Source organism: Alteripontixanthobacter muriae, from assembly GCF_013336795.1.
GTDB classification, from domain to species: domain Bacteria; phylum Pseudomonadota; class Alphaproteobacteria; order Sphingomonadales; family Sphingomonadaceae; genus Pseudopontixanthobacter; species Pseudopontixanthobacter muriae.
Genome location: NZ_JAAFZT010000009.1, coordinates 1 through 18,780 on the forward strand (window position 1 = coordinate 1; position 18,780 = coordinate 18,780).

Genomic DNA, 18,780 nt, shown 5'->3' on the forward strand with positions numbered 1-18,780 from the left:
GAGATACCCACTTGCCCAGCGTCGACTTCCCTATCCCCAAATCCGATGCAACCCGGTCGCGCGGCAACCCGCTGGTCAGTGCGATCCGCACCGCCTCCTGCTTGCGGCATGGCACGGCTCAGCCCAACTTGTCGTACCGGCAAACATCACTCTCATACCGCTGCCCCCCAGATGCCCCGAGCTCAATCCGGTCGAAAACATCTGGCAATTTATGCGAGACAACTGGCTCTCGAACCGCATCTTTACGTCGTACCACAACATTGTCGATCACTGCTGCTACGCCTGGAACACGCTCGCCGAACAGCCATGGCGCATCATGTCCATCGGAATGCGCCGATGGGCTCATAAGTTCTGATCAATGAGATTTGGTATAAGAGTACAAGAAGGGTGCTAACCAAAATAATGATATCCCGCCGGACGACGTCGGGTCCGCAAATCGCCAATTCGAGCACTGATCGAGACCTTCAAGTGCTTGACCCTACCTCGCGACGCTGCGCAGGCCGCCCCTCGGTTCCTTCAATGTAGAACGACGCGTGGCTTGATTCTCGGCTCGAGGAGAAATCCCGGTAAAGGGCGCGAATGGATGCTGTCGGTGAAGCTTGCAAAGGTACTCGATCCCCCGATCAATCTTGCTTGGGCTCTGAGAAGAGGTTATCCGGCCCGATCCGCAGATCCAGACAGCGAAAGCACATTTTGAAAGGCGGGCCAACTGCTGCAGCAGTGTCCGTCCCAGCGAAAGCTGCTAAGGCCTAAATAGGCCTCCTTCCAACCACATTTCCCGGTGAATTGTAGCGGCACACAAGGATCTGCTCATTTTCGCCCGTGCTGGTCGAACAACCGACTTCGCGGGTTTCTCGCCAGATGATCTGTGTATAGTGGCTTACATCTTGGACGTTGGAAGTGCTGCTGTTCGCAGGAAACACGCCATGCTTGAAGTGGCGCTTTTCTGCGATCCAAGCGCGAACCATCCTCTTCGCTCCAAACTTTCCAGGTGTACCGCCCCATATATTCTCGCCAAGCCTCGGCTGACCAGCGACTTCTGGCGAATGCTCAAAACGACCTGTTTGAGCCAAGTAAGTCGCCCAATCCTTTGCGCCAAGCGCCAACTCGTCGTTCCATTGCAGCGGTAGCTGGCCGAGCCGCGCTCGCTCAGCATTATGCTCAGCCAAAATGACAGCCGAAAAATCGTCGTATGGCTTAGCCCCAATTAGCAGCGTGGATGCCGCAAGGAGAAAAAGTCCTCCCGATCTTTTTAACATCTTCACAACGCCTCCTCCGGGTCTCTCGCGGAGGTTCTGGCGCTATATTGTCAATAAATGGTTGAACTCGATTGGTGCGCGAAGGTTTGCTCCCTCCCTATGTCGCTCCCCGGATTTCAACAACATCGCCCACGCTTGCTAAGTGGAACAGGCTCTGCGCAAAGTCTGTTGGAACGCCGATACACCCGTGAGTCGCTGCCCCCCATCGTACCTCACTGCCATGAATGGCAACTCCATCGTCCGTGAGCCACAGGGTAAACGGCATTGGTGCGTCGTAAGTCCGTGAACGGTAATTCTCCAACTTCGCTTTGATTGGAAAACGACCGACAGGTGTTTCATGACCCTGCGCTCCAAAGAGAACTACAGCTGTGCCAATTTCATGACCTCCGCGGAACACCGAGATCAGCTGACGTTTTAGGTCGACACGAATGACCAATGGCCCGGCTGCGTCACCCACATCCCATACGAAATCTCCGTAACGCATGCGTCCGCGGACATTCAGAATGGAGCGTGTTCCTCTCGGCAGAACACCGCTTAACCCTGCCTGCTCGCTTTGACTGGCGTTCAGATACAGGCGAGTCTGATCCGGTGTAGGTGCTGGGGTGAGTTGCTCTTGCTCTTTTGCAGCACCGCTTTCGCTTGACCAGGGTCGGAGCCCAAAAGCAGCGACTGCGCAGGCCAGAATTAAGAGGATAAGATTAGAAAAGCGCACTCAAGCTAGGGCCTGGAGCTGCGCTCGTCTTTGCCGGCGCATGGATGCACCACACATCGCGGCGCCTATAAGCATCAATACCCATGTCGAGGGTTCTGGTACGGCAGGGATCTGGTCCGGGGGTGGGATGGAAGGAATACCTCCACCTGAGCCACCTCCACCTCCACCTCCACCTGAGCCACCTCCACCTGAGCCACCTCCCCCGATAAAGGAAGGCGGTCCAAAACCTCCGCCGCCTCCGAAGACAGGGCCACTCGGGAAAAAGCTGATTAACTGCCCTGTTCCCTCGTCAGCGATGGGCATTTCAGCTGGCGGCAAAAATAATGTAGGAAGACTGAGCAATTCTTTCGAGCTGGCCGCAGGCTGATTTCCCATTTCGGGCAGAAATATCTTCCCAAGAACACGCTCGGTAGGCACTTGTGCGGACTTGGAAGGAACAGCGGCGCCACGGTCCCGCAGCTTTGCCTTCGTCAGCTCAGCTGTCGTTCGCTCACCTGGTGAACGCGCCTCCAAAAGACCCGTTATGCTCGCAATCGAAGTACGAAGAGCAGAGCCAGTGCTGCTCAGCTTCTCGTTACCAGCCCATATAAGAGCCAGCCCCGCAACAGCGAGGATCAAGATAGTTAATCCCACAGATCGCCGGGAGATAAATGAAGATATAATTTGGTTCATGTCAAATTCCTGCCTTCATATCCCCGGAAGCATTTCTTCACACAAGCTAGATAGTTTCTGTGTCCCTGCTTGACACATTAAAAGCACGGGTCTTGTGGCGTTCGCTAGCGCGCGAAGAGCCCAGACTGAAATCGCCGGCATGGTTAATGTTGTTAACACATCAAGGAGTTGAAGTATCCCGAGCCTCTAGCCCTCACTCGTTTTCTCGCGGGCTGCCGAGCAAGCATCATCGGGAAACGGATTGCTGAAAGCCGGCACGAAAAATTTATCCGTGCCACAGCAGTTCCAACAAAAAATTGTTCAAGTGCTTCGTGCGGGCTGCAAGTTTATATCATCAAGCGCATGGCGGAGCTCATGTGGCAGCGCCGCATCGCTGCAGCAGTCCGGCGTGTGATATGCAAATCTAGAGCCAAGTGGGTCACGAAGGTCTGAACCCATCCTGGTCTGCGGAGATGAAACCTCGTTCAAGCCTTCAGATGAAGCAGGTTGTTAAATATATGACGCAAAGAAAACGGCAGGATAGTGCCATCGCACTATCCTGCCGCCATTCTGATAAAACGGGAAACGTTCAGCTATACGCCAGACGAATGCGCTTCGTGCCTTGCGTATCTCTGCGGCGGCGCATGGCGAAACCGATGGCGCCGAAGCCCAAGAGCATCATCGCCCATGTGCCGGGCTCAGGAACCGCCTGCCCGATCGTGATCGTTCCTGCGAGTGAGCCGGTCCCCCGGTTGTCGCCCATGATGTTGAGCGTGTACTGCCCAGCATCGAGTGCGACGTTCGACATCTGCCAGAATTCAACTGTGCCGTTGTCGAATGCCTCAGTGAGGTCAAAAGTACCGCTCGAGCCAGAAAGGAATATGCTAGTGAAGTCCACGCCTGACGAACTTGTATCGACGGTGAGCGCATAGAGTCCTGCCAGCGTGTTGGTGAAAGTCAGCGACTCCATGAAGGTCGGACGCGCAAGTCCGGCTTCATCGAAGGAGATCGTGGTGGTGCCATCGGCCTCACTTGGTCCGTCGACACTAGTGATAGTCGAACTATCTATCGTGACGGCTGCGCTGGCTGAACCGCCAATTGCAAGGGCGGAAGCCGCCCCTAACGTCAAAAGGATATGTTTAGTTTTCATAGTACATCTCCATCCACTTTTTTTTGCAGGGCAGGTATCTGCCCGCGACCTCGGCGCCACCTGCCCATGTGGTTGTGACCCCCACCATTAGACGACTCGATCTGGTACCGGCTTAGCAAAGATCACGGGCTCCCATAACCTTAATCTTAATAAAACTTTAAAGCCGTGCCATTCTGAAACGAGAAAATCTGATGAGCGCACAACAGGTTATCAATCCGCAAGTTTACCGGATCTTCACTAAATACTGCTAAGTGGACCGTTTGTTCCGCAACGCAGAACATGCTCGCCATCCGAGTGCTCGATAGATCTCTCCTTCTCGGCGTCCGCAATCGGAATGCGCGGGACAGTGCGCTCGTTCGCCTGCAAAGATCCCCCTCATTGCTTGCCCTCGTCCCACAAGAGATCACTTCCCCGTCGCGCCTAATTTGAGGTGTCGCGAAGTCGAGGTCCTGTTATACGATGCCTGAAAAACGACGGAGATCGGCATTGGAAACTTTTTGGGACTGGTTCACTGTTTTTTGCTTCGCGGGTCTCGTGACGCTCATGCTGCAGAGATCGGCTGAGGACACTCCTCGTGACAAACTATGGCATTACGCCCCTCCAGCGGTCGGACTGGCAGTGGCGAACTATGCAGGAAATGAAGAAGTACATTGGTTGGCTGCAGTTATTGTGGCTGCTGTGGCAGCCTACGTTTATATCGTTCTCAAGCCGCGGATATGGAAATCTTAGGGGCTTATCCGCTTAAAGATTCATGCGGCTCCTTCAGCCGCGCCTGGAACTCTGGCGAAATAGTCTCACTACTCAACTCGTAGCTGAGTAGCTGTTGCGGGCAGCAAACCCGCATGGGACTCTGATTGCCGCCGCTACCCTTAACGCTACAGCAAGATCGACTGCTTAGAGCCAACCCAAGAAACGAGAGTCGAGGAAACTTTGAACGTTCGCAGCGACCTTTCTACAGGGTGCAGTGCCTCGTCTGAGCGGACAGGGGGCTTGTATGCTCGTGAAAAACGAGCCCTTCTCTATGCGCTTTCTTTGGTTCTGGATTGCTTCGCACTCATCGGAGGATACCTGGTAGCGCAAGAGGTAAGAGACGCTGAGTGGCTCGATGCGGGCGGAGCTTCCATATTGGTGATCGCTCTACCTATCTTCCTCATGCTTTCGATCGCGCGGGAAGCGCAATCTGCAGAGGCGCTGGCCAGTCGGACCGTTGCTGCTCGGCGAGCACTTGGAGCGCTACTAGGAGCTGCCTTCGCGATCGTGGCGATCTCGTTTCTGATGGACGTGGAGGACATCTCGCGCCTTGGTTTTGCTATCACCTTTGCAGTAGCCGCTGTGTTCATCGTGTTTGATAAGCTCATCGTAGATTTCGTTTTTCTTCGGTGGATGAAAGGATCGGCCACAGCAAAACTTCTTATTCTGGATGGCCTCTCTGCGCGGCCTGCAAAGCACATGGATATGGTCGACGTTCAGTCGATGGGTTTGCACCCGGATCTCGGAAGCCCTGTTGTAATGGACGCCCTATCGAGGATCATTGCCCCTTACGACCGAGTTGTCGTAGCCTGCCGGTATGAAGACCGAAACCTATGGGCGACATATCTGAAAGGTCATGATGTCGGGGGAGAGGTTCTCCTCGATCGCGACATACTCATGGGCGCTGTCGCTATTGGACAACACGGCGAACTCGACACGCTGGTGCTTTCCCGGGGTCCGTTAAACCTCGCAAACAGATTTCGCAAACGCTCGCTCGACTTAATTGTCAGCGTCGTTGCGCTACTCGTTTTTTTCCCTCTGATGGCTCTGACTGCTCTCCTCATCAGGCTCGAGAGCCCCGGGCCCGTGCTGTTCCGCCAAGTGCGTGTTGGTCAAGGAAATCGCCAATTCACGATGTACAAGTTCCGCTCGATGCGCGCAGATGCCTTGGACGCAGACGGGAAACAGTCGGCACTGCGAGCCGACCCTCGGGTGACCCGGGTGGGTAAATTCATTAGGCGGACCAGCATCGATGAACTGCCGCAACTCTTCAACGTACTGCTAGGAGACATGAGTATCGTTGGCCCCCGGCCGCACGCTTTGGGCTCACTTGCGGGCGACAGTCTCTTTTGGGAAGCGAGTGCCCATTACTGGGTTAGACACGCTCTCAAGCCTGGCATCACTGGGCTCGCGCAGATCAGAGGCCACAGGGGCGCGACCGATACCGTAGACGATCTAGAGAGGCGCGTACGGGCTGACTTAGAGTATGTTGAAAATTGGTCGCTCGCGATCGATTTCCTAATCATCTTACGCACCTTCCGCGTCATGGTGCACAAGAACGCGTTTTAACGCGTTGCTCATTAAACCACGAGGTTCGTTGGTCTTTTGCCTTAAGCGCTCCTCTGGCTAACCTGGTTGAGAAAACCCTAGATCGCTCCGCATCTTCATTCTCGTCGACATTCCGCACCGGCTGGAGCTTTAGACGATAAGACTGAACACCCGGGTGGGGCGCTGCGCCAATCCGGCCAGTTTCCGGTTGTTTTGCAAGGTTTGCGGTAGTTTTAAAAAGTTTGATGGTTTAAGCCCCGCTCCTTCGTAAAAAAAGGGACGTGACATGCTGCATATCGATCGAGACCGGTACGGCAATCCGCTGCCACTTCTGCTCTACGGGTCTGAGCGTTTCCCTGCTAATTTCCTCGAAAGCTTTCCAAGTTTTGGGGCGGGAGAGTTAGCGGATGCGCTTGGAAAAGGGCACAACCGGTGCATTTGGAGCTGGCGCGAAGACGATGCCCCTTTCGCTTATGCTGATTTTGAGCTTTTGACGGATGACATCGTCAAGATCAGTTTGGAAAGCACCCTCGCCAAGAGGAGCGAACATCGGCTCGCCATAATCTCGCTCCGGAGAGCGACCAACTACTCAGACCGGCGTCCGTTCTCCCTGTTCCTTTGCCCGCGCTGTCGACGCAGCTGCAGGCATGTTGTCTTCACCTACAGGTGGCACTGCAAGGCCTGCTCCAATTTGCCTTACCGCAGGCAGAGGATAGGTAACAAAGTGGCAGCGCACGAACGGCGCGATGCGCTCGAAAAGGAAGTTGCTGGCGGCCGCCCGAAGGGTATGCACCACCGCGTTTTTGAGAAGAAGGTGCAAGAGCTGAACGAGCTTCAAAAAAAGCTGTCTGGCCCTCGTGCAGAAGTAGCACGTGAATACTTCTACACTCTAGACAAGCTGTGGTTAGAATGGCCGAGCGATGCAGAGTTGGAAAAGCGCTGGAAAGAAAACAAGGAGAGGCGCGGTAATGAAGGACCGAGTGATCCGATCGCTGTAATGCCTTGGCTCGGCGATGCGGGAAGCGATGTCGAGGATCTTTAGTCAACGTTCGAGGCCTTCGATCGATGGTAAGCCTGGCTAACGCTGGCGGCACCCGGACCGTAAGATTTTAAGCTCTCCTCAAGAAGTTCATTCGCGTAGCGCTTAATTCTCTCGCCCCAGGCAAGACGCCCTACCCACTCAGGGGGAATTGCGCTGATGCCGTAGAGAGCACCTGCGAGCTGGCCAGTTATCGCGGCGGTTGTATCAGCATCGCCGCCGAGATTGGCGGCTAGCAGCACGGCGTCTTTGAAGTTTGCAGTTCGGCCTGTTGCCCAAAGCGCTGCCTCGAGCGAGTGCGCCACATAGCCAGAGGACTGAACTTTGTTTCGATGCTTGCCGCGCCATGAGCCGCGCATGATGCTGCTGATCGCACCAGAGTAGTCGCCTTTCTGTGGTTTGAGTACGCTGCTGCGGGGCTCGCCGGAAATGGCTTCAGCGAGCATCGTGGCAAACGCTGCCGAGGCGCTCAGAGCCTCAGGCGCCTGGTGTGTCGTTGCGCTCTGACGGATAGCAACGTCGATCAATTTATTACGGTCGTGCCACCAACGCAGAGCCACGGGAGCAAGCCGCATCAACGCGCCGTTCCCGGCACTCATCGGATCGGCAGAACCTGCAGCGGGATCACCGGTCTTATTCCAGCGGTTTAAAGCGGCGGAGACGGTTGCGCCAATATCGAAGCATTTTCCGGTGCATGAGTAGGTTCCGTCGTGCCGCCAAGACCAGAAGCGCGCCATGAGATCGGCTTGGTCGAGTTCAGGACAGGCGAGGAGACTATCCGCCAATGCCAAGGCCATGGCGGTGTCATCGGTCCATTCACCGGCCTGCAGCCGGAATGGGCCCCCGCCGGTGATGTCCGTCAGCGGCTCATAGGTGTCGCGTGGGCGGAATTCGAGTGTTGTGCCCAGCGCATCTCCGACCGCCAAACCTACAAGAGCGCCAAGAGCATGGTTTCGGGTTGCGTCGGGTGATCTCAAAGGAACTGGCTCATCTTGCAGTCTAGCGGCGCGCACGTGCCGCTCCTGAGCCACGGTCTCGATGGCTCCCGGGCGCACAGATCTAACCAGTCGGATGGCCTCGCCCGGCTCTCTGCCGAGTTCTACCAAAAGGCGTGCGGCGATCATTCCCGCCCGTCCCAGCCCTCCTTTGCAGTGCACCAGGACATCGAAGCCATCGCGCAGGCGCGCACGCAGCCCTGCGCCTGCTTCCTGCCACTGCAGCTCGAAGCGCTCGCAAGGGACTGATACATCGGCAATGGGCAAATGCAGCCAATCCATGTGATGGCGGCGAACCTCCTCGCCAAGCGACGGAACCGAGAGGGCGTTAAGCTCCGCCGGCTCCAGCAGCGTGACGACCGCAGCCGCGCCCCAGTGGCTGATCGCCGCAACATCGACTGAGAGGTCCCGCTCCCAAGCACCCGTCGCTGCACGTGCTTGGTGCTTGCCTGGGCAAAACGTCAGTCCAACGCGGCCCAGGCCTGATCCTGCCTGGATAGAAGCTATCTCGAGCGGATGAGTATTGCTTGTCCTGATCATGATGCCACTCCATTTATCACACAATATCAGGCCTGCAATAGATTCCTAATAATAGCTACCACCAAATATAAGGCGCGTTTTATGATCCGCCCTCCCCGCTATGTTTATCAAAAAGACGGACATGATAAACTGCTACCTATTAAATTATGAATTACATTCCATTTTAGACTTTAACTTGATCATGATCAGAGCAAACATGGTTCTCGAGATTCGCAATTCTCTTGCGAACTCACGCACAAGGAGACCTTCTATGAAAAGCTCTGATCATTTCGCCGGCCCCCCTACAAAGGTGACCGCCCGCTACCCTGCCGTGTCTTCCGAGCCCGCAGTAGCGTACCTGCCGCGACCCATGAAGGAGCCATCCGCCCAGACGGCTTGGCCCTCCCTCGATGCCCTGCAGCTTGGTGAAGCTGCGCAGCTGGCACGCAGAGCCACCATCGGCGGCAGCGATGCGAACATTATCCTCTCCGGCTCGCCCGAACGTGTTCTGCGCCTATGGCGCGAGAAGCGGGGCGAGGAAGGAGCTGAGGATCTGAGCGATAAACTTCCGGTCATGCTCGGCTGCTGGACCGAGGTCTTCAACCGGCAATGGTATACTCGCATCACCGGCCAGAAGGTCGATCGGATTGGAGAGCGAATCAGCTGCAAAACTCATGCTTGGCGCTCGTGCACACTCGACGGCTTCGTCGACGAGAAGGGCGCTGGTTCGGAGGCGAAGCACACCAGCGCCTTTGCCAAGCCAGAAGAGGTCCTTGCCCGCTACATGCCGCAGCTGCAGCACAACATGGCTGTCGTGGGGTGCGAGCGAGCATTGCTCTCGGTGATCTTCGGCAATGCTAAATTCGAGATTTTTGAGGTCGCCTCCGATTGGCTTTACCAGGAGGACTTGGTGAAAGCCGAGGCAAAATTCTGGGCCTCCTTACAATCCGGCGATCCGCCGGCCGCCCTCCCCGCTCCTCTTCCGCCACAGCCGGTTGGTGTGCGCGAGGTATGTCTGGAGAGCAGCAATGCGTGGGCGGCATCCGCCGCTGACTGGCTGGCGCACCGAGAGGCAGCCCGTAAGCACCAGCTAGCAGCGACGTTGATCAAGGAGCTGGTAGAACCCGACGTCGCCCGCGCCTTCGGACACGGCATTGAGGCGAAACGCAGCAAGGCGGGCGCCATCACCATCCGCGAGGCTGCGCAATGATCCCGCGAGTCTACTGCGCGATCAATGCCGTTGCTGCCGCGCTTGCGAGGGATGGCATACCTAAGGAGCGGCTCAATACGCGCGACGATTACCTGTATCGCAGCATCGATGATGTCTTGAACCGGCTGGCGCCGCTCCTTGCCGAGCACCGACTATGTATCCTGCCGCGGGTGCTCGATCGCGAGGCGGTTGATCGGCTAAGTGAGGACAACGAGATGCTAATCAACGTCAGCGTCCGGGTCGCTTTTGACCTGGTGAGTGCTGAAGATGGCTCGGTCCACACTCTCGAAGCGGTAGGAGAGGCCTTGGATGCCGGAGATAAGGGCACCGCCAAGGCCATGCAATCGGCATATAAATACGCGGTCCTCCAAGCGTTCTGCGTACCTGTACCCGCAGCAGAAGATGCCGACGCTCGCTCGCACCGGCTCAAGGCCCTGTCGCTTCCCACAGAACCCGAACTGGGTTGGCCGCAATGGGCGCAAGGCTTCGAGGAGGCCATACGTGCATGCAGCGCTCTCGATGATCTAAGCCACTTGCAGGACGAGAACCGGCCGTCCCTCTCGTCCCTCTCCCGCGAGCAGCCGCAGCTCTACAGGCGTGTCGGCGAAGCGATTGCGACGCGTAAGAGGGAGCTGGCGAGACCAGTATCGGCAATTACTCCGGCTCGGCGTGGCGACCGCGCATCATCGGGCACAAAGGCGAAAGCATCTGCCAAGCGCGGTAGATCGTCTTCTGCTGCCAAGTTAAAGGGGAGTACAGCGCATGTCTAATCCTCGTTTGCCTCGCCGCCTTGAGCGCTCCCGGCGAAGAAATCCGGCCCGCTGTTGTCCCGCGCACCGCGCCTGGGTGAGGCATCACCGCTGCTCTGTGACCAACTGCGAGCAATTGCCCATTGAGTGCTCCCACGTGCGCAAAGGGACCGACGGGGGCCAAGGACTCAAGCCGTCCGACAGATGGACCGTCAGCTTGTGCCGCGAGCACCACGCCGAGCAGCACCGGATTGGTGAGAGAGCTTTCGAGAAACGGCACGGGCTTGATCTCTATGCACTTGCGCAGGAGTTTGCGAAAAAATCACCCCATTCGAGCAAGCTGTTGCGCGATCCAACCACTAGTTGGGCCTTGACTGTCACGTGCATGGAGCCGAGCGGAAAATGAGCGACCGCCACCCCTGCTCTCATTGTCCGTTCCTGGATCATGGTCCCGAGCGGCTCGACGATCTTATGGTTTACCGCTTGTTGGTCGAACTAGCAGCACAGACAGGACTGCTGTCCGCCAGGTGTTGGTCGACTCCAGCAAGCAATGCTTTGGCTGCCGGATCTATGACCCTCAGGAGTCTGGCATCGGCGCTTTACCGAGCTGTAGGCTCAGAATGATGCAGAGCGCCCTTCCGATGCACTCGAAGATAACAGCTTACCGCTTCAGCCACATGCCTGAGCGTCGTGGAGCAGGAAGCCACGGGCTATCGAGAACTTCTATTCACTCGCCGATTCCGACGTAGCGTCGCGTACGAGGCGATAAAGATCGGTTCGGTCTTGCCCTCCTTTCAGGTTGAGCACAGCCGCAAAATTCCTCTGGTAGCTACCGCATTCGGTGTTATCTCAGTGCGGATGACTAGCAAGGTCCCTGTTTTAGTAACCGGAGGTGCCGGGTATATTGGCAGTCACGCCGTGCTGGCGCTCAAAGATGCCCGGTGGCCAGTTGCGGTGATCGATAATCTCATCACCGGCTTCCGCTTCGCCGTCCCGGACGATGTCCCTTTTTACCAAGGCGATATCGAGGATCACGAACTGCTTGCGCGAATTTTCACGGAGCAGGGCACTCGTGCAATTATGCACTTCGCCGGTTCAGTCGTGGTACCGGAATCGGTTGCGGATCCGCTCAAATATTACGACAACAACACCGCCAAGACGCGCGCCCTGATCGCTGCAGCGGTGAGCGCGGGCGTGCCGCATTTCATCTTTTCTAGCACGGCGGCTACATACGGCAATCCCGAAACCTCGCCGGTAGCCGAGGACGCTCCGCAGCGGCCGATCAATCCCTACGGCTGGTCGAAGCTTATGACCGAACGGATGCTAAGTGACGTATCTGCGGTGCACCCGCTTAATCATTGCGCCTTACGCTACTTCAATGTTGCAGGAGCCGACCCTCAGGAGCGCAGCGGGCAGTCGACCGAGGGTGCGACCCACCTGATTAAAGTTGCAGTTGAGGCGGCACTGAGCAAGCGAAGCCATGTCTCAGTCTTCGGAACCGATTACGAGACACCGGACGGGACCGGTGTACGCGATTACATCCACGTCTCTGATCTCGCCGCAGCGCACGTCCTCGCGCTCGAGGCGCTAATGGCTGATCCCGGCCACTCGATGACGATGAATTGCGGCTATGGCCACGGTTTTTCGGTTCTCGAAGTGCTTGATGCTGTCGATCGAGTAACTAATGGTTCGATTGAGAGACGGATGGAGTCGCGCCGCTCTGGTGACCCCGGTTCGCTGGTCTCTGACAACGCCCGGATTAGGGCAACGCTGCCGTGGGAGCCTCGATACGATAATATTGAAGAGATCGTCACCCATGCGCTAGCGTGGGAGAGCCGCCTGAGCCATATGTGCGCAAAAGCTTGATCTTCAACTTATTGTAGTCGCCACCCTCGCAGCCCTGATCAACCTGTAGGAAATCGTCGCAACCACTTGCCTCCTGCCTGGAGCGCCCCTCCGCCCAGATCAGGCTCACTGTTTCGCACGACCGTTATCGGACAGAGACAACGACATCCCTTTGCGTACGAGTGGAGAATCGCACATATCAACGCAGCAGAATACTTTGCTCGCACTCTTTTTTGTTCGATCAGATGTGATACGTGCGCGAAGCCACTCCCCCAATCACGCTGGGGCCTAAGAATGCCGCCAGCTTTGAGTCTTAGCTAGCGGACGACCTCCGATCCCTTACTGGAACGAAGTAAAACAGCAATGAAAAGCATGAAAGGTTCCTTGTTGAAGGGAGCTTCCTGGCTATCCGCCGTGAATATCCTGAGCACCGCTCTCGGCTTTGTCAGCACCTTAGTGCTCGCACGCCTGCTCGTCCCCGAAGACTTTGGAATAGTGGCGATTGCTGTTTCGATCGCAGGGATAGCAGAGACATTAACTCACCTTTCCTTATCTCAAGCGCTCCTGCAGAATAAGAATCCTGAAGAGCATCATTTTGACACAGCATGGACCTTGGGCTTGGCGCGTTCAGTGCTTATTGGTCTTGCATTCGTAGCTGTATCTGAGCCTCTAGCTCAGCTCTATGGAGATGCTCGCCTCACGCCAGTTATTCTGGTTCTTGCGATGAGCACCGCTCTTGGCGGACTAGCCAGCCCAAGAACTGTGGTTTTCGAGCGCAACCTCGTTTTCTGGCATCGGTTTGTCCTGGACACAATTTCCCGGATCATTGGGTTCGCCGTTTCTCTAACGATCGCATTGGTATACGAATCGTACTGGGCGCTCGTCCTTGGGGTAATTTCATCTCAAATCTCAAGAGTTGCGCTATCCTATGTTCTGGCTCCATACGTTCCAAAGCTGGGACTAAAAGGATGTAAAGCTCTGATATCATTTTCAGGTTGGATGACTGCAGCTGGCTGGATCGGCGCATTAAATTCAAAGAGCGACGCCCTGATCTTGGGCGCCTTCGTCAGTCCCACCCTCCTCGGGTTTTATTCCATGGGCGAGCGTGTTGTTGCTATGACTTCCTCCGGACTCATCCAACCAGTGGGACAGCTTCTCTTCCCAGCGTTCTCCCGAATTCAGGACGACAGGAAGAGGCTTAATGATGCATACCTGCGCTCGCAGGCGCTGATCTGCATGCTGGCATTTCCCGCAGGAGCGGGTCTTTCTTGGCTCGCAGACCCGGCAATCACCCTCGCGCTCGGAGAAAAGTGGTCGGCAGCGATTCCCATCGTCCAAGTTTTTGCGATCACCTCAGCGCTTCTGACAATTCAGCATTCTCAGCCGCTCGCGATGGCTTTGGGGCAAACAAAAGCAGTTTTCGCTCGCCATCTGCGCATTTTCTTGGTTCGTATGCCGCTCTATTTGGGGGGCATTCTGATGGGTGAAGCAACCGCGGTCGGAGCACTGATGGGAGCAGTATACGGTCACGCGGCATCCCAGGTGATCAACCTTTTTTGGAATATGACCTTGGTAAAACAGCTAAGCGGCTTAGGCTTATATTGGCAATTTAGGAACTGCTGCAGGTCGGCTCTCGCAACTGCAGTGATGATCGCAGCTTTATATCTTCTGCAGCAGAACTTCACTTTTGGCACAAGCGCAGCTGCAGAGGCTGCATACGTCGGCGGAACTGTGTTGGTTGGCGCGCTCACCTATGGAGCGACACTTGCTCTGATCTGGCTTGCCCAAAAGCGGCCTAGTGGGCCTGAATCGGAACTTTTCCATGCAGGACAGTTGGCAGCGGCGCGCATCTTCATACGCGACGGGAAAGCATAGCTATTGTAACGGAGGTCGATAGGTGCCGCTGGAAATCGGAAGTGCTGATCTCTGCCTGCTCTGCTGACTTGACCCCCAGCTTTCCTCCAGCTGGGATTAGAGCCGGGCGGCTCTGTTGCGCATGAGCGCGGTTGAAGCAACGGGCTGCGTACGCGATCTTGCCGTTCGAAGTTGAGCGAGCGGCGAGGATAGCTCGGCCGCGGGCGGTTAAACCTCCTTACGCGCCATCACCGCCCAGGCGATCTGCGCTGTCTTGTTCGCGAGTGCCACCGTCGCGATCTTTGTTGGCTTGCGCTCGAGGAGCTGCGCCATCCAGGGTTGGCGAGACGCATCCTTGCGTGCCATTCGCATGACTGCGGTCGCGCCAACAACGAGAAGTCTTCGCAGGTAACCATCGCCCTGTTTCGTGATGCCGCCAAGTCGCTCCTTACCACCGGAGCTGTGCGGCCGTGGTGTGAGCCCAGGCCACGCTGCAAACTGTCGTCCCGATCGGAACAAAGACGCATCTGGCACAGCAGCTGCAATGGCTGATGCGGTAATCGGGCCGATGCCTGGGATCGTCGCGAGACGGCGGCTCGTCTCGTTATTGCGGTGCCATGCGAGGATCTGTGTCTCCAGCCGATCGATCTCGCTGGAAAGCGCTCTCAGCTGTGCGGCGATGCCGTGAAGCGCTGATCTGGCATGAACCGGCAGTTTGCTTTGCTCGTCGTGGAGCGCCTTCAACGATGCGGTAACCCCTCCGGCGCCCACGGGAGTGACGATCCCGTATTCAGCAAGGTGCCCTCGCAGTGCGTTGATCAACATCGTATCGCACCTCATGGCCAGAGCCAAAAGCTCGCGCCGTTAGTATTGCGCCGATGCACAAGCTTCCCTGCCGACCAAGCATGCCGGCAAATCGGTGAAGAAGCGGATAGCCTCAGCCTGCCGCAGCTTGCGCCCAACAAGCACTTCACCATCACTTCCAATTTCATGAATCTGAAATACGTTTTCGCTAGGTCCAATCCGACGGTAGCATCCTCTTTCTCCGTGGATCGAATCCTAGCCGTGGACCTAAAACGACTGCACCTTGCCAGAATTAGGCTGGCGCGAGAGCCGCCCACGACATCACGTCAGCCCGCTTACAAGCGACTGTGACTTTGGGCAGATTTGGATGACAGGCTTGCGCGACGCGAAATTAACCGGCAAACCATGCCGTGGAAAAAAGGTTACCTGCATGACAAGCACCATAATTTCGCCCCGTCCTTCGAACAAGCCTCGGATCATGTTTCTTCTGAAGGAGTATCCGCAGATTAGTCAGACTTACATCAAGAACGAGATCGAGGCTTTAGAAGATCAGTACGAGATATCGATTGTCACGCGCAAAGGTCCCGACATCCCGTACATCAATCACCGTGATCACTGTTTCGCAGATAATTTGGGGCAATTCCGCGAAGCAGCGGAGGACTTCAAACCGGATATTCTGCATACGCACTACCTCACTGAACTACGGTTCATAGGAGACCTGGCTGAGGCGATCGGTGTTCCTTATACTGTCAGGACACATTCCTTCGACACTGTGGCCCTGCGAAAGAAAAATTGGAAAGGGCGAGTGAAGCAGATGCTCAAGCGAGAGCCGCCGCTGGAGCGAACATCCTGGTTCCTGGAGGGTATTCGCGCAATGGACAGTGAGCTCTGCTTAGGTGTTCTCACGTTTCCTTTCAGCCGACCATGGCTAGAGAAAGCTGGCGTCGACGGCCGGAAGTTAGTAGATTGCTTCCCTGTCGTTCGCTTCGAGCAATTTTATGATCGCAGCGAGAACGGAGAAGCAATCATGAATACTGGGGTGGCAACCCCCAAAAAGCGCATGACAGACTTCCTGCGACTGGCGAAAGAAGTCCCGGGAAAGCCATTTCGCCTCTACGCTATGGGCTATCATGTCGATGACCTGCGGCGGCAAAGCGAGGAAATGGGTGCTAAGATCGAGTTTGTGGATCCGATTCAACCTGAGGATATGCCCATAGAGTACAAGAAGCATGCCTGGCTCGTTTACACAGGCGATTTCGACATTCCGACAGTTGGATGGCCCATGGCGATTGCTGAAGCCCAAGCGGCAGGCGTTGGGGTATGCATGCCGCGGCTCCGGCCAGATTTAGCAGAATACGTTGGCGCGGGTGCGGGCGTACTATATGACTCGATAGAAGATCTCCCGCAGATTATTTCGGGGCCAGTTCCAAGCGAAATGCGGGAGCGAGGATTCGAGCAGGCGCGCAAGTCCGACATCCGAGGACATAAGCATTTGCTGACAGACCTCTGGGATAGTGCACTCAAGCGCTCATCGGCACAGTAGATGTGTGCTGCCAAGTCTTGATAATGCACTAACTTACCGTCAACTGGAAATAAGCCGTTTGTACGTCTACTTAACTACGCCTTCTGCAGCTTGAATTGGATTGATAAGCATCGATGTGCTGGAATAACGCCAGGAGAAACTTAAACGCGAAGCTTTTGATCAACAGCCTATCGGCGAAGATTGCTTCCTTTTTCGAGGCGCTTAATTCATACCCGAGAAATAGTCGCTTGACCGAATTCAATAACGGAGGCCTCGTCTCAGTTTGACAATCTGTTAAAGCATCGATCCATACCTCAGTAACAAATGACCTGAGTTCTATCCGGGGAAGACTTTCCGGAACAGTAACGGTTTAGCCCGCGGGCGGTTTGACTGTACCAGAGAGGCTGGACTCAACATGAGCCTCTCACCGCGGGACGCAAAGAGGAAGCGGCAAAACTACATGCGTGAATCATGGGCAAACAACCAAGAACAACAGATGCCAGTTTGGAGGCGATGGTGGGCCGCTGCCGAGGAACGTTTGCGAAGGTCGGCAAGCAGGATCATTACAATCGCAGTCAAAGCTGGCCTACCGCCCCGCTATGCAGGCTTTCGAGTCGTGCGGCGCGAATCTCCTCGTGACAATGTTGAGCGCATGCAGAGGAATGGTTGCAAAGAGTCTCGGTGGGAGCTTGTGCATCCGGGAGTTGTCGCTAACAACCCGCTCCCAATTAATATCTCGGATCGCCAAAGCCTGCCCGATGACGCCGGTTGGTGGGGCTACTCAATGCGAGGAGTCGTCGAGAGGTTCAGTGGTGAAACTTTCCTGGCGCAATTTCGCGATGCGCGTATCATTAGCTGCCTTGACGAACGCGGCGAGTTTTATCCAGCGATCTTGTCCAACGATAATCGTGCTATCGATCTGCGGGAAATCGTCTTCCGAAAGTGCCATGCCGAAGTACTTGCAAAGACTCGCTTAGCTAAGTCAGTGCCTCGAGCAACATGGATTTGTGAACGGGTTTATGACAACCACTCGCATTGGCTTACAGCGCATCTCCCAAAGCTCTGCCTATTACAGGACCGCGGTGCTCTAGGGCAGGTTCTGCTCCCGGAGCGCCTTACCAAAACAATGGAAACTTCTCTCCGCCTGCTCGGTCTTGATCCTGCCCAATTCCAGACTTTTAAACCTGGCGAGATCCTGAACATTCAGGAACTCACAATTGTTGGTAGCGACCGCTTCCGAAGCGAACTGCTGCGCCCGGTTCGTGAGAAGCTTGCCCCCCCGCGGGGCCAAGTAGCGAGCAAGCGAGTCTACATCAGTCGCAGCAAGGCACCTAGGCGGCGGCTGCTTAATGAAGACCAGATTTGGCCGCTATTTGCGAAGGCGGGCTTCGAGCGGTACCACATGGAAGATCTGGATTTTGCTGCTCAGGTCCAGCTTATGTCCAAGACGCAAGTGTTGGCGGCTCCCCACGGCGCCGGTCTAACTAACATGATATTTTGCCCGCCGAATTCTCATGTTCTCGAAATCGCCTGGCTTGGATTCCCCAATCCTAATTTCTATGCACTGGCATGCGCGATGGGGCTAAACTATAGCCTAGTCGGTGCTGACGGAAATGGTAAATCTTCAACGCTCCTCGAGCGAGACATGATCGTGGACCCTGAGAAAGTGCGTTCAGCTTTGGAGGGGATAGAGCTTTTCCTCGCCAACTCGAATGCGGCTGCAGAGTAGAGCTGCTGCAGGTGTTCCCTGTCAGCACTTGTGGCACAGTTTCGAGGTATGAAAGAGGACTTCGGTCTTATCGTACTGACGAAAACGCTGACTTGACCCTCAATTTTCTCCAGCTGAGATTAGGGCCGATCCGCGTTGTTGCGCATGAGCGCGGTTTAAGCAATGGACTTCGTAGCGAAGCCCTCAGGGCGTAGCGAAGCAGGGGATTGCTTATTATTCTGTTTGGCGGCGAACGCCGCCGGGGCTGCGTAGCCAAAGGCGGAGTGCGGCCTCTGCCGGTTCTAATCCTCCACTGGGGCCGATCTCGATGACTGCGTCGCCGCCTTAGCGCCAGCCCTTCCTAGTCACCTGAATCCGAAGTTCGGCTCATAGCTTTTTGACAGAAGCGTTTGACCGAGGCGAGTATCTCGTCGGCGGATTTGGTCCAGCGATAGGGTTTGGGGT

Annotated in this window: 16 protein-coding genes and 2 pseudogenes; 11 read left to right on the forward strand and 7 right to left on the reverse strand. The window is 55.9% G+C overall.

Going from position 1 to position 18,780, the window contains the following annotated elements; genetic code table 11:
* Positions 1–103 precede the first annotated feature (103 nt).
* A pseudogene (locus G7A66_RS03220) lies at positions 104–355 on the forward strand (transposase); the annotation flags it as partial.
* A 394-nt stretch (positions 356–749) separates the two neighbouring features.
* On the opposite strand, the gene G7A66_RS03225 reads toward G7A66_RS03220, so the two are convergent.
* The 4 genes from G7A66_RS03225 to G7A66_RS03240 form a co-directional block, all read right to left on the reverse strand.
* The gene (locus tag G7A66_RS03225) at positions 750–1,259 is read right to left on the reverse strand and encodes a CAP domain-containing protein (protein ID WP_174294290.1); all 510 of its coding nucleotides are present in this window, start codon (positions 1,257–1,259) and stop codon (positions 750–752) included.
* Between the two features lie 97 nt (positions 1,260–1,356).
* Positions 1,357–1,971, reverse strand: a complete 615-nt coding sequence (locus G7A66_RS03230; protein WP_332310476.1) for a L,D-transpeptidase — start codon at positions 1,969–1,971, stop codon at positions 1,357–1,359.
* Positions 1,972–2,643 (reverse strand): PEPxxWA-CTERM sorting domain-containing protein, encoded by a 672-nt coding sequence (locus G7A66_RS14595; protein WP_174294280.1) that lies wholly within the window; start codon positions 2,641–2,643, stop codon positions 1,972–1,974.
* Positions 2,644–3,211: 568 nt separating this feature from the next.
* On the reverse strand, positions 3,212–3,772 hold the full coding sequence (locus G7A66_RS03240) for an FxDxF family PEP-CTERM protein (RefSeq protein WP_174294281.1): 561 nt from the start codon (positions 3,770–3,772) through the stop codon (positions 3,212–3,214).
* 459 nt (positions 3,773–4,231) lie between these two features.
* Here G7A66_RS03240 and G7A66_RS14465 point away from each other — a divergent pair, with 459 nt between their 5' ends.
* From G7A66_RS14465 to G7A66_RS03250, 3 genes are all read left to right on the forward strand, one after another.
* Positions 4,232–4,501: an XrtV sorting system accessory protein gene (locus G7A66_RS14465; RefSeq protein WP_332310477.1), complete on the forward strand. Its 270-nt coding sequence runs from the start codon at positions 4,232–4,234 to the stop codon at positions 4,499–4,501.
* Positions 4,502–4,762: 261 nt separating this feature from the next.
* A complete protein-coding gene (locus G7A66_RS03245) occupies positions 4,763–6,091 on the forward strand; it encodes an exopolysaccharide biosynthesis polyprenyl glycosylphosphotransferase (protein ID WP_174294282.1) in 1,329 nt (442 codons plus the stop codon).
* Positions 6,092–6,356: 265 nt separating this feature from the next.
* Positions 6,357–7,112, forward strand: a complete 756-nt coding sequence (locus G7A66_RS03250; RefSeq protein ID WP_174294283.1) for a hypothetical protein — start codon at positions 6,357–6,359, stop codon at positions 7,110–7,112.
* Here G7A66_RS03250 and G7A66_RS03255 read toward each other — a convergent pair.
* Entirely contained in the window at positions 7,109–8,644 is a 1,536-nt protein-coding gene (locus G7A66_RS03255; RefSeq protein ID WP_206675045.1) for an ADP-ribosylglycohydrolase family protein, read from the reverse strand. The genes G7A66_RS03250 and G7A66_RS03255 overlap by 4 nt on opposite strands.
* Positions 8,645–8,894: 250 nt before the next feature.
* Here G7A66_RS03255 and G7A66_RS03260 point away from each other — a divergent pair, with 250 nt between their 5' ends.
* The 5 genes from G7A66_RS03260 to G7A66_RS03280 all read left to right on the forward strand — a co-directional run bounded on the left by G7A66_RS03260 (position 8,895) and on the right by G7A66_RS03280 (position 14,302).
* On the forward strand, positions 8,895–9,833 hold the full coding sequence (locus tag G7A66_RS03260; protein ID WP_174294284.1) for a YqaJ viral recombinase family protein: 939 nt from the start codon (positions 8,895–8,897) through the stop codon (positions 9,831–9,833).
* Complete coding sequence (locus tag G7A66_RS03265; protein WP_174294285.1) at positions 9,830–10,603, forward strand: ERF family protein; 774 nt, start codon at positions 9,830–9,832, stop codon at positions 10,601–10,603. Before G7A66_RS03260 ends, G7A66_RS03265 begins: the two co-directional genes overlap by 4 nt.
* The gene (locus G7A66_RS03270; protein ID WP_174294286.1) at positions 10,596–10,988 is read left to right on the forward strand and encodes a DUF968 domain-containing protein; all 393 of its coding nucleotides are present in this window, start codon (positions 10,596–10,598) and stop codon (positions 10,986–10,988) included. Before G7A66_RS03265 ends, G7A66_RS03270 begins: the two co-directional genes overlap by 8 nt.
* 452 nt (positions 10,989–11,440) lie before the next feature.
* Positions 11,441–12,448, forward strand: a complete 1,008-nt coding sequence (gene galE, locus G7A66_RS03275; protein ID WP_174294293.1) for a UDP-glucose 4-epimerase GalE — start codon at positions 11,441–11,443, stop codon at positions 12,446–12,448.
* A gap of 342 nt (positions 12,449–12,790) precedes the next feature.
* Positions 12,791–14,302 (forward strand): lipopolysaccharide biosynthesis protein, encoded by a 1,512-nt coding sequence (locus G7A66_RS03280; protein ID WP_174294287.1) that lies wholly within the window; start codon positions 12,791–12,793, stop codon positions 14,300–14,302.
* Between the two features lie 207 nt (positions 14,303–14,509).
* Here the strand turns inward: G7A66_RS03280 and G7A66_RS03285 are convergent.
* Positions 14,510–15,339: pseudogene (locus G7A66_RS03285) on the reverse strand (IS110 family RNA-guided transposase).
* Between the two features lie 224 nt (positions 15,340–15,563).
* Here G7A66_RS03285 and G7A66_RS03290 point away from each other — a divergent pair.
* Positions 15,564–16,628 (forward strand): glycosyltransferase family protein, encoded by a 1,065-nt coding sequence (locus tag G7A66_RS03290; RefSeq protein WP_206675046.1) that lies wholly within the window; start codon positions 15,564–15,566, stop codon positions 16,626–16,628.
* Positions 16,629–17,388: 760 nt separating this feature from the next.
* Here the strand turns inward: G7A66_RS03290 and G7A66_RS14060 are convergent.
* Positions 17,389–17,556, reverse strand: a complete 168-nt coding sequence (locus G7A66_RS14060; RefSeq protein WP_232366614.1) for a hypothetical protein — start codon at positions 17,554–17,556, stop codon at positions 17,389–17,391.
* A 36-nt stretch (positions 17,557–17,592) separates the two neighbouring features.
* On the opposite strand from G7A66_RS14060, the gene G7A66_RS03295 reads away from it, so the two are divergent.
* Positions 17,593–18,336: a glycosyltransferase family 61 protein gene (locus G7A66_RS03295; protein ID WP_332310478.1), complete on the forward strand. Its 744-nt coding sequence runs from the start codon at positions 17,593–17,595 to the stop codon at positions 18,334–18,336.
* Positions 18,337–18,780 lie beyond the last annotated feature (444 nt).

Bases quoted from the DNA above. Each gene is read 5' to 3' on its own strand.
- G7A66_RS03225 (WP_174294290.1), bottom strand. From the start codon at position 1,259: ATGTTAAAAAGATCGGGAGGACTTTTTCTCCTTGCGGCATCCACGCTG.
- G7A66_RS14595 (WP_174294280.1), bottom strand. From the start codon at position 2,643: ATGAACCAAATTATATCTTCATTTATCTCCCGGCGATCTGTGGGATTA.
- G7A66_RS03240 (WP_174294281.1), bottom strand. From the start codon at position 3,772: ATGAAAACTAAACATATCCTTTTGACGTTAGGGGCGGCTTCCGCCCTT.
- G7A66_RS14465 (WP_332310477.1), top strand. From the start codon at position 4,232: ATGCCTGAAAAACGACGGAGATCGGCATTGGAAACTTTTTGGGACTGG.
- G7A66_RS03250 (WP_174294283.1), top strand. From the start codon at position 6,357: ATGCTGCATATCGATCGAGACCGGTACGGCAATCCGCTGCCACTTCTG.
- G7A66_RS03255 (WP_206675045.1), bottom strand. From the start codon at position 8,644: ATGATCAGGACAAGCAATACTCATCCGCTCGAGATAGCTTCTATCCAG.
- G7A66_RS03260 (WP_174294284.1), top strand. From the start codon at position 8,895: ATGAAAAGCTCTGATCATTTCGCCGGCCCCCCTACAAAGGTGACCGCC.
- G7A66_RS03265 (WP_174294285.1), top strand. From the start codon at position 9,830: ATGATCCCGCGAGTCTACTGCGCGATCAATGCCGTTGCTGCCGCGCTT.
- G7A66_RS03270 (WP_174294286.1), top strand. From the start codon at position 10,596: ATGTCTAATCCTCGTTTGCCTCGCCGCCTTGAGCGCTCCCGGCGAAGA.
- galE (WP_174294293.1), top strand. From the start codon at position 11,441: ATGACTAGCAAGGTCCCTGTTTTAGTAACCGGAGGTGCCGGGTATATT.
- G7A66_RS03280 (WP_174294287.1), top strand. From the start codon at position 12,791: ATGAAAAGCATGAAAGGTTCCTTGTTGAAGGGAGCTTCCTGGCTATCC.
- G7A66_RS03290 (WP_206675046.1), top strand. From the start codon at position 15,564: ATGTTTCTTCTGAAGGAGTATCCGCAGATTAGTCAGACTTACATCAAG.
- G7A66_RS14060 (WP_232366614.1), bottom strand. From the start codon at position 17,556: ATGGCACTTTCGGAAGACGATTTCCCGCAGATCGATAGCACGATTATC.